A 12,672-nucleotide genomic window follows, 5' to 3' on the forward strand; every position below is an offset into this window, starting at 1 on the left:
ATGAGTCCTTCATAGACCTCTAGAAAAGTTGGTAATTGCATGGATTCTTCAAATCTCCTGTTGACAGACAGACCACAAAAATGTAAAACACATATTAAATCATATTTAATGAATAAAAAATCAAAATAAAGCAGAAATTAAATATGAATAGTCATTTGAGCCTTTAAGTATATGGATGTCACACAATGCTAAAAACCACGATTATTGGAGCCAGCGGTTACACCGGCGCAGAGTTAGCGTTAATGGTTAATAAACACCCACAACTCACGCTATCAGGTTTATACGTTTCCGCCAACAGTGTTGATGCGGGAAAGAGCATCGCGCAGCTGCACGGTAAGCTAGCGGGCATCATTGATATGCCAGTTTTACCACTAACGGATCCACTGCAAATCGCTCAAGAATCGGACGTGGTGTTTTTGGCAACGGCTCACGAAGTCAGCCATGATTTAGCCCCAACTTTCTTGGAGGCAGGCTGTCAGGTATTCGATTTATCGGGTGCATTCCGTGTGAAAAGTGAAGGCTTTTACGACACTTTTTATGGCTTCGCACATCAACATAACAACTGGCTAGATAAAGCAGCATACGGCTTAGCAGAATGGAACCAAGAATCAATAAAAACCACTCCTTTGATTGCAGTAGCAGGTTGCTACCCAACCGCTTCACAGCTTGCAATCAAACCTTTATTAGAACATGCGTTGCTCGATACCAACCAATGGCCAGTGATCAACGCAACCAGTGGTGTATCTGGTGCAGGGCGTAAAGCCTCCATGGTTAACAGCTTCTGTGAAGTGAGCTTGCAACCTTATGGTGTATTTAACCATCGTCACCAGCCAGAGATTGCTCAGCACTTGGGTTGCGATGTGATTTTTACTCCGCACCTCGGCAACTTTAAACGCGGCATTCTTGCCACTATCACCATGAAGCTTGCGCAAGGTGTGACAGAAGCACAAGTGGCACAGGCGTTTGAACAAGCTTATCAAGGCAAGCCTGCGGTGCGTCTTAAAGGCGACGGTATTCCACGTATTCAGGATGTCGAAAATACCCCTTTCTGTGATATCGGCTGGAAGGTACAAGGCGAACACATCATTGTGATTTCAGCTATCGACAACCTACTTAAAGGTGCATCGAGTCAAGCGATGCAATGTCTCAATATTCATTACGGTTACCCAGAACTGACAGCGTTGCTGTAGTCGTTGAAAGAGGGAAATGCGATGACGCAAACCAATCAAGCTCCTTTAGTCATTAAGCTAGGTGGTGCAGCTCTATCATGCACTCAAACCTTAAGCCAACTTTTTGGTGCCATTGCGGCTTACCAAAAATCGGCACAGCGACAAATCGCCATCGTTCATGGCGGTGGCTACCTAGTTGATGAGTTGATGGCAAAGCTTCAGCTTGAAACCGTTAAGAAAAACGGTTTACGCGTAACGCCTTACGATCAAATTCCTGTGATTGCAGGCGCGCTTGCAGGCACTGCGAATAAGTTACTTCAAGGTCAAGCGATTGCGGACGGTCTTAACGCTGTGGGCCTTAGCCTTGCGGATGGTGGTTTGTGTCTTGTTGAAGAACTTGACCCAGAACTCGGCGCGGTAGGCAAAGCATCACCGGGTGACTCAGCACTATTACAAGCGGTGCTAAACACAGGTGCACTGCCGATCATCAGTTCAATTGGTTTAACCAAAGATGGCCAGATGATGAATGTGAATGCTGATCAAGCAGCAGTCGCGGTTGCGGGCGCATTAGATGCGGAGTTGGTCCTGTTATCAGACGTGAGTGGTGTATTAGATGGAAAAGGCCATTTGATCAAAACCCTGTCAGAGCAGCAAGCTAACTCGTTGATCGATGGACATGTGATCACCGATGGCATGATCGTCAAAGTTAAAGCCGCTTTGGAGGCCGCCAATGATCTTGGCCGTCCAATTGAAGTCGCGACCTGGCGTTACCCAGAAAAATTAGCACAGTTATTCGCTGGTGAAAGTATTGGTACTCAATTCTTGCCTCAATAAGCATCAGCAAAAGAATTCAATATTAGGAAGTCGCAGTTGGCACTGACCGCCGAGCGCAGCGCCAGTTAAGTTTGGAGAAAAAACATGAGCAAAGTGAACGTAAATAAAGTGGTAGTCGCATACTCAGGCGGTCTAGATACTTCAGTAATCATCCCGTGGCTAAAAGAGAACTACGACTGTGAAGTAGTGGCTTTCGTTGCCGATGTTGGTCAAGGTGCCGAAGAGCTAGAAGGCATTGAAGCGAAAGCAAAAGCCTCTGGTGCTTCTGAGTGTTACATCGCTGACTTGAAAGAAGAAATGGTCGCAGACTACATTTACCCAACGCTAAAAACCGGCGCGTACTACGAAGGTAAGTACCTGCTAGGTACATCAATGGCGCGTCCAATCATTGCCAAAGCGCAGGTTGAAGTGGCACGTAAAGTGGGCGCGGACGCTCTGTGTCATGGCTGTACAGGTAAAGGTAACGACCAAGTACGTTTTGAAGGCGCATTCGCAGCACTAGCACCGGACTTACAAGTGATTGCACCTTGGCGTGAGTGGGACCTAGTGAGCCGTGAAGAGTGTTTGGATTACCTAGCTGAGCGTAATATTCCTTGCTCTGCGTCTCTTACTAAGATCTATTCACGTGATGCAAACGCATGGCACATTTCGACGGAAGGCGGCGTTTTAGAAGATACGTGGAACGCACCAAACGAAGACTGCTGGGTGTGGACTGTCGACCCAGAGCAAGCGCCAAATGAAGCGGAATACGTCACGCTGAAAGTAGAAAAAGGTGAAGTGGTCGAAGTTGATGGTGAAGTGATGACACCATACAACGCACTGGTTTACCTAAACGAGAAGGGCGCTAAGCACGGTGTTGGCCGTATCGATATCGTGGAAAACCGTCTTGTTGGAATGAAGTCTCGTGGTTGCTATGAAACACCGGGAGGCACCATCATGATGGAAGCGCTGCGTGCTGTAGAGCAGCTTGTGCTAGACAAATCATCATTCGAATTCCGTGAGGAGCTAGGTCTAAAAGCGTCTCACCTTGTATACGATGGCCGTTGGTTTACGCCACTATGTAAATCGATCCTTGCCGCTTCAGAAGAGCTAGCGCAAGACGTTAACGGTGAAGTGGTTGTTAAGCTCTACAAAGGTCAAGCGACAGTGACGCAAAAACGTTCTGACAACAGCTTGTATTCAGAAGAGTTCGCGACTTTTGGTGAAGATGAAGTTTACGACCAAAGCCATGCAGGTGGGTTTATCCGTCTTTACTCGCTATCAAGCCGTATTCGTGCATTGAACAGCCAGAAGAAATAATCCCTTAACATCCATCTCGGATTGAATAAAGACCCGCCATTTATAGGCGGGTCTTTTGGTTTCTAAAAGCGGGTATCTAAAGTTAGTTTGAATATATATGTAAGAATATTGAATTTATACTTTATTTTTTATCGAAATTGCCGTAACGTTGACCCATAAGAAAAAGTGAGCAAATGACCATCAAATTGGTTACTACTCATTCGAGAACGTTAGAGTAAGCAATAGTCATCAGGAGAGACGCAATGGCATTATGGGGCGGAAGATTTACCCAAGCGGCAGACACCAGATTTAAAGAGTTCAATGATTCGTTGCGTTTTGACTACCGATTGGCTGAGCAAGACATCGTAGGTTCAATCGCATGGTCTAAAGCTCTGCTTTCTGTTGATGTGCTATCGGCAGAAGAACAGCAGAAACTGGAACTTGCTTTAAATGAGCTGAAGTTAGAAGTGATGGAAGACCCTCACCAAATTCTTCGCTCTGATGCAGAAGATATCCACTCTTGGGTTGAACAGCAGCTAATCAGTAAAGTGGGAGATTTAGGTAAAAAACTCCACACTGGGCGTTCTCGGAATGACCAAGTCGCCACAGACTTGAAACTTTGGTGTCGTCAGCAAGGTCAGCAATTATTGATTGCTTTAGATCGCCTACAAGCACAAATGGTCCATGTTGCTAAACAGCACCAAGGCACCGTATTGCCAGGCTATACTCATCTTCAGCGTGCTCAACCTGTAACCTTTGCTCACTGGTGCTTGGCTTATGTTGAAATGTTCGAGCGTGACTACTCTCGTCTGAATGATGCCTTACAGCGTCTCGACACTTGTCCACTTGGCTCGGGTGCGTTAGCGGGAACGGCTTATCCGATTGATCGCGAACAATTAGCACATAATCTCGGTTTCCACCGTGCTACGCGTAATTCACTCGATTCGGTTTCAGATCGTGATCATGTGATGGAACTGATGTCGGTGGCGTCGATTTCTATGCTTCACCTTTCTCGTCTTGCAGAAGATATGATCTTCTACAATTCAGGCGAGTCAAACTTCATTGAGTTAGCGGATACGGTGACATCTGGTTCGTCATTAATGCCACAGAAGAAAAACCCAGATGCACTTGAGTTGATCCGTGGTAAGACAGGGCGTGTCTATGGCGCATTATCGAGCATGATGATGACAGTTAAAGCCTTGCCATTGGCGTACAACAAAGACATGCAGGAAGATAAAGAAGGGTTGTTTGACGCTTTAGATACATGGAACGACTGCATGGAAATGGCAGCTCTGTGTTTTGACGGTATTAAAGTGAATGGCGAGCGCACACTAGAAGCGGCGAAACAAGGTTACGCAAACTCGACTGAGTTGGCTGATTACCTAGTGGCGAAAGGCATCCCATTCCGTGAAGCTCACCACATCGTCGGTGTCGCGGTCGTTGGTGCTATTGCTAAAGGCTGTGCGCTGGAAGAATTGTCTCTGCAAGAGCTAAAAGCCTTCTCTGAGGTGATTGAAGATGATGTGTATGACATTCTGACTATCGATTCGTGTTTGGAAAAGCGTTGTGCTTTGGGGGGTGTTTCGCCTCACCAGGTCGCTTACGCGGTAGAACAAGCGGATAAGCGCCTGAGCCAGCGTGACAGCTCGGCGGTGAAAGTGCGTCCTGCACGTTTGACGGACATTGAAACGTTGGAAGGTATGGTTGCTTACTGGGCGAACCTTGGTGAGAATCTTCCGCGCTCTCGTAATGAGCTCGTGAGAGATATTGGCTCTTTCGCGGTGGCTGAGCATCATGGTGAAGTGACGGGTTGCGCTTCTCTATATGTGTATGACTCAGGGTTGGCTGAAATACGCTCTCTTGGTATCGAAGCGGGCTGGCAAGGCCAAGGGCAGGGCAGTGCGATTGTGAACTATTTGGTTGAGAAAGCGCGCCAGATGGCGATCAAGAAAGTCTTTGTTCTAACGCGAACGCCTGAGTTCTTTATGAAGCAAAGCTTTTTACCGACATCGAAGTCATTACTGCCGGAGAAAGTTCTGAAAGATTGCGATCAGTGCCCACGTCAACATGCATGTGATGAGGTAGCGCTTGAGATCAATTTAATGGAGCAAGTGATCCAAAAAACGCATGTGGCATGAACTGAAGTTGTGGAGTGATTTTATTAGCATTCAATGACATAGTCATTTTCCTGTTTACTTACATCAGTATTCGCTAAAAAAATCGAAAAAATTTGGAACCTTTGAGAGGAAGCCCGGTCTATTAAAGTACCACTGCTTTTTCTTAGAAGAATCTAAGAGAGCCCCAGAACTGACATTGGTTTTGGGGCTTTTTTCTATCTGTCACTTTTCTCTTTTTTATTCGCCTTTTTTTGTCCCCGTCGACGCTGCCAAGGCAAGATGACAAAACGCATCCATAAGTGTAAAAACAACAAAACGTTGAAAGCGAAGCCGGCAAAGATCAAAGCGATCGACTCGATGCTTTGTGGATCATCTTTGAGCGTAAACCACCATACAATCCAACACAGTACAGAAAGTACCGTCAATTGATCCAAGCATCGTTGGCAACGTCCAAGTTTTTTCCAAAACCAATGTTCTTCGCAGCGGCGACAAGTCATAGTGTTTTCCAAACCATTAGTGTTGCTTCAGATTATATATCTAACTAAATGGTGGAAAGCGTTTCTTACACGGGCTTAGATCGCCATGACACAACCAAAAATGGAAAGTTAGCTTTGTAAAAGCTTTGTGGCACGTAATTGATGTATGGTGCGCTGTCAGTCTTTAACAGGAAATATAATGATGTCGACAGAGTTGAAACTTGCGCTGAGTATCGCTGGTGGGTTCTTTATGATCGGTGTTGTCGCGATTTGTATGGTCAGCCGCTATGCAATGATGGCAGCGTAAGAGAGATTTCATTGCGCCGAAGTAGTAAAGCAAAGCCTCGTTGATGACGAGGCTTTGCTTTATATTTAGATAGAAGCCTGAAAGCGTTAGCAGCCAGGGCCGCAGTCAAGACAATGTTTCACCATTTCTGGCCCTAAGTGTAGTTTTGCATTCAAATCACGTAGAGCGGTGCGGACGCCTTCTTCAATCACTGGGTGATAGAAGGGCATATCTAACATCTCAGAAATCGTCATCCTATTTTGGTGCGCCCACGCTAAAAGGTGCGCAAGATGCTCTGCATTCGGGCCCATCATTTCTGCACCTAAAAAACGTCCAGTGCCTTGCTCTCCGTAGACATGCAGAATACCTTTATTACGAAGCATGACGCGCGAACGTCCTTGATTTTCAAACGAGACTTCACCGGTTGCGAAACATCCACATGTGCCTAGACGTGTTTGTAGTTGTTTATATGTTTCGCCAACCATAGCAATTTGTGGGTCGGAGAACACGGCTGAAATTGGTGAGCGACGCAGACCCGCACGAATATCTGGGAAACGGCCTGCGTTGTCTCCAGCAATACGGCCTTGGTCAGCGGCTTCGTGCAGCAGTGGAATTTGGTTACTTGCATCACCTGCGATGAAGATGCTCTCTACCGAAGTTTGCAATGTATAGTGATCCGCCGTTGGTACGCCACGTTCATCGAGCGCCACATTGGTGTTCTCGATCGTCAGCTTATCTACGTTTGGACGACGACCCGTTGCAGCCAATACGTAATCGACAACGAAAGTTTCTAATTCGCCATCATGGTTGATGAATTGGATTTCGACCTTGTCTTCGCCGTCATTGTCTGACGAAGCAATGCGTTTCATGCTTTCGACTTTTACATCTGCATCAAGGTAGAACTCTTCCTTAAAGGCTTTATCTGCATACGCCATCACCTCTGGGTCTGTCAGTGGGCCCACTTGTCCTCCAATGCCAAAGAGCTTCACGTTTACTCCTAGGCGGTGTAAAGCCTGACCCAATTCAAGGCCGATGACTCCTGGGCCAAATACTGCCACGGACTCTGGTAAGTCATCCCAGTCAAATACATCATCGTTAATCACTAGGCGATCACCCAGTTCATTCCAAGCTGCCGGATATGCTGGACGAGATCCTGTCGCAATAACAATGCGCTGTGCGGTGACCTGAGTATGATCATCTATGATGAGAGTGTGGTCATCGGCAAACTTCGCGTAGCCCGATAGTTTGTCTTCAGCGGGAATATCATCGACACTTTCAAGCACAAAGCCAACAAAACGATCGCGTTCGCGCTTTACACGATCCATAACTTCTCGTCCGTTAATTCGTACTTCACCTTGCGGGTGTATCCCAAATCCAGGTGCTTTTTCGATTTGATGAACACTTTCTGCTGCCGCAATTAACAGCTTAGACGGCATGCATCCGACACGAGCACAAGTTGTTCCGTAGGGACCGCCCTCAATCATTACCACGCTGTTGGTATGAGCTTTTGCTGCTCGATAAGCACCAAGACCAGCCGTCCCGCCACCAATAACCGCTACGTCGACATTAACTTGTTTCATCGTGAACTCTCGCTTTTGTTTTAAGCCAAGCTAGCTACATTGAGCTTGGAGAGTGAATTGGATAGTTGAATCTGGATAAGTAGTCACCTTATTGGTAGATGACTACTTATCTAGACTAGTAGAAGAAGTGGTTTAGGGTTGGCCTCCGAGCCAAAAGGCACCGGAGACCGAGGGTGTAGGCTATGGACAGCTTAGCCTAGATACGCTTCTAGCTCTTCGCTACCGCCGATGTGCTTGCCACCGATAAAGACTTGTGGAACAGTCGTGCGACCAGATATAGCTCGTAGACTAACTGTTGTTGCGTCTTTACCCAGAATCACTTCTTCATATTGAAGACCGTGGTCAATCAGATTTTGTTTCGCTTTCATACAGAAAGGGCAGCCTGGTTTAGTGAACACCGTGATGGATTCTTGCGTTTTGTAGTCAGGCGCTATGTAGTTCAGCATCGTATCTGCGTCTGACACCTTGAATGGGTCACCTGGTTCGTTTGGCTCAATGAACATTTTTTCCACTACGCCATCTTTTACTAGCATGCTGTAACGCCATGAACGTTTGCCAAAGCCGATGTCATTTTTATCCACTAACATACCCATGCCATCGGTGAATTCACCATTACCATCCGGGATGAAGGTAATGTTTTCTGCTTCTTGGTCTTGTTTCCATGCATTCATCACGAACGTATCATTGACCGAGACACAAATAATCTCATCCACTCCGTGCTCTTTAAATACAGGGAACAATTCGTTGTAACGAGGTAGATGGCTTGATGAACAGGTTGGAGTAAATGCACCCGGTAAGCTAAATACGATAACGGTCTTACCTTTAAATAGTTCATCGGTCGTTACATTCACCCAAGAGTCACCTTGACGAACTGGAAAAGTAACTTGAGGGACTTGTTGACCTTCTTTAGATACAAACATAATGATTTCCTTTAACTATTTTAAATTATGCGTATAGAGCTTAGCGTTTTTCGTCGCTCTGTTTCGTTTTGTTGAGCCCATTATTGTAAAAACCCTTTGATAGCTCTAATCGTTTGGTGTTATGGTTTTGATAGGTATTAGCTATTGTTAAAGAAGCGAAGCGTGAATTATGAATATTCGAGATTTTGAGTACTTAGTTGCACTTGCGGAACATAAGCACTTTCGCAAAGCGGCAGAGGCATGTTTTGTTAGCCAGCCAACATTGAGTGGGCAAATTCGTAAACTAGAGGACGAACTCGGGACCACGCTTTTAGAGCGAAGCAGCCGACGTGTTTTGTTTACCGATTCAGGGTTACAGCTGGTGGAGCAGGCTAAACGCATCTTAAGTGAAGTGAAAACCTTCAGAGATATGGCAAGCGGTCAAAGCGGAGCCATGACTGGACCGATGCATATTGGTTTCATCCCGACGGTTGGGCCTTATCTACTACCCAAAATTCTGCCGCAGATAAAAGAAGCATTTCCTGAGCTGGAGCTATTTCTGCACGAAGCTCAAACACATCAATTAGTGCGTCAATTGGAAGAAGGCAAACTAGATTGCTTAGTTTTAGCTTCGGTTGATGAAACTGCGCCATTTAAAGAGATCGAAGTGTATCAAGAGCCATTAAGTGTCGCAGTGCCATGTGACCACGAGTGGGCCTCTCTCGACCATGTTGATATGTTGGAGCTGAATGGTAAAACCGTTTTAGCGTTGGGAGACGGCCACTGTCTGCGAGATCAAGCGTTAGGTTTTTGTTTTGCCGCTGGTGCAAAAGACGATGAGCGTTTTAAAGCCACCAGCTTGGAGACGTTACGCAATATGGTTGCTGCCGGTGCGGGGATTACGTTATTGCCTCAGCTTTCTATCCCTAATGAGAAGCAAAAAGATGGCGTATGCTACGTACCAGCTGTTAACCCAACCCCCTCGCGTAATATCGTGCTCGTATACCGTCCGGGCTCACCATTACGAGCTAGGTTTGAAGCTTTAGCAGCGAAGATTAAAGAGGTGTTGGCTTCTTATCCATCATTGAATGCTGCAGCATAAAAAGCAGAAATAAAAAGGGAGAGCTTGATGCTCTCCCTTGTGCTTTTGTGATTTAGAACAGTTCTTCTGCGCCAGAACCTGAAGAATAAATACTATCTTCTAAACGGTCGCCAGCGTATTCGGTAGGCTCCGTGCCTTTTTCAAAGTATTCGAACATTGATGTGCTATCTACTTTGTGCGTTAGCATACCGCTGTTGCGATCAATACGAACTCGAATAATATCCTCTGGAATATTTTTACCTTGCTCCGGCGTCCCTTCTAGCGCAACACGCATGAAGTCGATCCAAGCAGGCTCTGCGGTTTTCGCACCCGACTCGGCACCAGAAATTTGGCCTTGCCCTAGGTTGCTGTTAACAGTGGTGCGGCCAAGTGCACGTGAATGATCATCAAAGCCAACCCAAGCTATCGCAACGACACCAGGTCCATAGCCATTGTACCAAGCATCCTTGGAATCATTCGTTGTACCCGTTTTACCCCCGATATCACGACGACCAAGTTTTTGCGCGCGCCAGCCTGTACCATTCCAACCTGTGCCTTCACGCCAGTTACCGCCACCCCAAATGTTGCTGTACATCATCTCACGCATTAAGAATGCATTCTGTTCGGAGATAACTTGCGGTGCATATTGAGGTTCATCATTTTCAAGGGCATTGTCTGTCGCTAGGCCATCAATCGCGACGTCTTGTTCGCCAAATTCATCAGCGTAGCGATTTTCTGGCTGCTCGCTCATTTGCGGACAATCCTTATGACAAACACTCTTTGGATTGGCTTTAAACAGTACTTCACCGAATGCATCTTCCACGCGTTCTACATAGAATGGTTCAACGTAATAACCACCGTTTGCAAACACAGAGTAACCTTGTGCCACTTTCATTGGTGTTAAGCTGCCAGCTCCGAGTGCGATGGTCTCAGAGCGTGGTACTTGGTTAATATCAAAACCGAAACGAGTAAGGTACTGACGTGTCTCCTCGAGGCCAACTTCACGGAGTGTACGCACTGCCATGACGTTTTTTGATTGAGCTAAGCCGAGGCGAAGACGCGTTGGGCCACCATAAGTTGGTGGTGAGTTTTTTGGTCGCCAAGCTGAACCAGAACCTGCATCCCACTTGTTAATTGGCGCATCGTTAATCAAAGTCGCTAGAGTCAGCCCTTTGTCAATTGCTGCCGAGTAGATGAAAGGCTTGATACTTGAACCAACCTGACGCACTGACATGGTTGCACGGTTAAACTTGCTGTGAACAAAGTTGAAACCACCAACCAGCGACAATATCGCGCCATTTTCTGGGTTCATCGCAACAAACGCGGTGTTTGCTGTCGGCACTTGGCTCAGTTTCCAGCTCAGTGTTGTGTTGTCATCTTCATCGGTTTCACTTACTTCGCGAACCCAAACTTGTTGACCTGTCGCTAGCACATCATGCGCTGACTTTGGTGTTGAGCCTTGGCGGTTATCAGTAATGTACTTACGCGCCCAGTGCATTCCAGTCCAAGGGATGGTTTGCTCTTCATGGTTCTTAACCCATACTTGTGCCGTCTTATCATCGACTTTCGTCACAACCGCAGGGTAAAGGTCACCATAAGTTGGCTGTTTCTTCAGGTGCTTTTCTATTTGCTCATTGTCCCAGGCCGCTTCCCTTTCTTTCCAAAGCACACTTTCTGCACCACGGTAGCCATGACGTTCATCGTATGACAAGAGGTTATTTACCGCAGACGTATTTGCAGCATCTTGCAGTTTAGAATCCACAGTCATGTAGATATTCAAGCCAGAGGTATAAGCTTCTTCTTCACCGTATTCTTTTACTGCCCATGCACGAGCCAACTCTGCTACGTAAGGTGCGGAAAGCTCAATCTCAGCGCTATGATAACGCGCCACAATAGGCTCATTGCGTGCTTCGTCATACTGCTCTTGTGTAATGTATTTCTCATCAAGCATTCGCATTAATACAACGTTACGGCGTTTTGTTGCGCGCTCAAGAGAGTAAATTGGGTTCATGGTTGATGGCGCTTTTGGCATACCAGCGAGTGTTGCAATCTCACTTAACGTCAATTCATCAAGGCTCTTGCCAAAATACACTTGAGCGGCAGCACCAAAGCCATATGAGCGGTAACCAAGGAAGATTTTATTGACATAAAGCTCCATGATTTCTTGCTTACTTAAAAGCTGCTCAATATGGATAGCAATAAAAATCTCTTTAATCTTACGCATGATCTTCTTCTCATTAGATAAGAAGAAGTTACGAGCTAGCTGTTGCGTAATCGTACTTGCACCCTGTTTAGCCGAGCCTGAAACCGCAACAACAACCGCTGCACGAGTGATGCCGATAGGGTCGATACCAGGATGCTCATAGAAACGACTATCTTCGGTTGCGATGAGCGCGTGAATTAAGTCTTGAGGAATTTCGTCATAAGTAACAGGAATACGACGCTTTTCACCGAACTGTGCGATCAGCTTCCCGTCTTGACTAAACACCTTCATAGGTGTTTGTAATTCAACGTCTTTTAGAGTTGCAACATCTGGCAATTCAGGCTTCACGTACTGATAGAAGCCAAATATTGTGGTGACTCCAAGAATTATGCAAATCAATGTTAAAAATAATAAACGCTTTATGAACTTCACCGGAGAATCCCTGATTGGTTGAGGCTGTGTAACGGCAAACCCTTGTACTCTTAGGTCAAAAATTTAGCACATAAGAGATATTAACTCTTATTTGGATGCTAATAACAACCTTTGCACGAAGAAATTTCGGAGCGAGAGTAAGAGATGGATAAGCTAATCGTTACCGGCATCGATATAGGCCATAACAGCCTCAAAGCCGTAGTACTTAAACCCACAGGCAACAATTACGCTCTGTTGGGTTACAAAGAAATATTACTAAAGGAAGGTATTGTCGCTGAAAATAACACCATAAATCATCAAGAAATTGTAAAGACCCT

The 12,672-nt window shown here is 46.0% G+C and carries 9 protein-coding genes and 1 pseudogene; 6 read left to right on the top strand and 4 right to left on the bottom strand.

The annotated features are described in order from the left end of the window. Positions 1–185: 185 nt before the first annotated feature. The 4 genes from argC to argH all read left to right on the top strand — a co-directional run bounded on the left by argC (position 186) and on the right by argH (position 5,419). Positions 186–1,190 carry an N-acetyl-gamma-glutamyl-phosphate reductase gene (gene argC, locus R7E51_RS23650; protein ID WP_017633525.1) on the top strand — a complete coding sequence of 335 codons (1,005 nt, stop codon included), beginning with the start codon at positions 186–188 and terminating at the stop codon, positions 1,188–1,190. 21 nt (positions 1,191–1,211) lie between these two features. Further along, positions 1,212–2,003: an acetylglutamate kinase gene (gene argB, locus R7E51_RS23655; RefSeq protein WP_005381333.1), complete on the top strand. Its 792-nt coding sequence runs from the start codon at positions 1,212–1,214 to the stop codon at positions 2,001–2,003. A gap of 84 nt (positions 2,004–2,087) precedes the next feature. Next, positions 2,088–3,302, top strand: coding sequence for an argininosuccinate synthase (locus R7E51_RS23660; RefSeq protein ID WP_005381332.1), 1,215 nt, complete (start codon positions 2,088–2,090; stop codon positions 3,300–3,302). Between the two features lie 242 nt (positions 3,303–3,544). Next, positions 3,545–5,419 (top strand): argininosuccinate lyase, encoded by a 1,875-nt coding sequence (argH, locus tag R7E51_RS23665; protein WP_017633526.1) that lies wholly within the window; start codon positions 3,545–3,547, stop codon positions 5,417–5,419. Positions 5,420–5,613: 194 nt separating this feature from the next. On the opposite strand, the gene R7E51_RS23670 is transcribed toward argH, so the two are convergent. The 3 genes from R7E51_RS23670 to R7E51_RS23680 form a co-directional block, all read right to left on the bottom strand. Further along, complete coding sequence (locus tag R7E51_RS23670) at positions 5,614–5,895, bottom strand: DUF3624 domain-containing protein (protein ID WP_017633527.1); 282 nt, start codon at positions 5,893–5,895, stop codon at positions 5,614–5,616. A gap of 372 nt (positions 5,896–6,267) precedes the next feature. Further along, the gene (locus tag R7E51_RS23675; protein ID WP_206958474.1) at positions 6,268–7,740 is read right to left on the bottom strand and encodes a dihydrolipoyl dehydrogenase; all 1,473 of its coding nucleotides are present in this window, start codon (positions 7,738–7,740) and stop codon (positions 6,268–6,270) included. A 191-nt stretch (positions 7,741–7,931) separates the two neighbouring features. Next, positions 7,932–8,660, bottom strand: coding sequence for a redoxin family protein (locus R7E51_RS23680; RefSeq protein ID WP_005382781.1), 729 nt, complete (start codon positions 8,658–8,660; stop codon positions 7,932–7,934). A gap of 169 nt (positions 8,661–8,829) precedes the next feature. Between R7E51_RS23680 and oxyR the strand changes: the two genes are divergently transcribed. Next, positions 8,830–9,741, top strand: coding sequence for a DNA-binding transcriptional regulator OxyR (gene oxyR, locus R7E51_RS23685; RefSeq protein WP_005381326.1), 912 nt, complete (start codon positions 8,830–8,832; stop codon positions 9,739–9,741). A 52-nt stretch (positions 9,742–9,793) separates the two neighbouring features. Here oxyR and R7E51_RS23690 read toward each other — a convergent pair whose 3' ends face one another. Then, positions 9,794–12,355: a penicillin-binding protein 1A gene (locus tag R7E51_RS23690; protein ID WP_206958471.1), complete on the bottom strand. Its 2,562-nt coding sequence runs from the start codon at positions 12,353–12,355 to the stop codon at positions 9,794–9,796. Between the two features lie 144 nt (positions 12,356–12,499). Between R7E51_RS23690 and R7E51_RS23695 the strand changes: the two are divergent. Next, a pseudogene (locus R7E51_RS23695) lies at positions 12,500–12,672 on the top strand (pilus assembly protein PilM); the annotation flags it as partial.

It is taken from the genome of Vibrio sp. Vb1166 (genome assembly GCF_033338695.1).
GTDB lineage: Bacteria > Pseudomonadota > Gammaproteobacteria > Enterobacterales > Vibrionaceae > Vibrio > Vibrio alginolyticus.

Coding starts and splice junctions, on each gene's coding strand:
- R7E51_RS23660 (WP_005381332.1), top strand. CDS start 2,088: ATGAGCAAAGTGAACGTAAATAAAGTGGTAGTCGCATACTCAGGCGGT.
- argC (WP_017633525.1), top strand. CDS start 186: ATGCTAAAAACCACGATTATTGGAGCCAGCGGTTACACCGGCGCAGAG.
- argH (WP_017633526.1), top strand. CDS start 3,545: ATGGCATTATGGGGCGGAAGATTTACCCAAGCGGCAGACACCAGATTT.
- argB (WP_005381333.1), top strand. CDS start 1,212: ATGACGCAAACCAATCAAGCTCCTTTAGTCATTAAGCTAGGTGGTGCA.
- R7E51_RS23680 (WP_005382781.1), bottom strand. CDS start 8,660: ATGTTTGTATCTAAAGAAGGTCAACAAGTCCCTCAAGTTACTTTTCCA.
- oxyR (WP_005381326.1), top strand. CDS start 8,830: ATGAATATTCGAGATTTTGAGTACTTAGTTGCACTTGCGGAACATAAG.
- R7E51_RS23670 (WP_017633527.1), bottom strand. CDS start 5,895: ATGACTTGTCGCCGCTGCGAAGAACATTGGTTTTGGAAAAAACTTGGA.
- R7E51_RS23675 (WP_206958474.1), bottom strand. CDS start 7,740: ATGAAACAAGTTAATGTCGACGTAGCGGTTATTGGTGGCGGGACGGCT.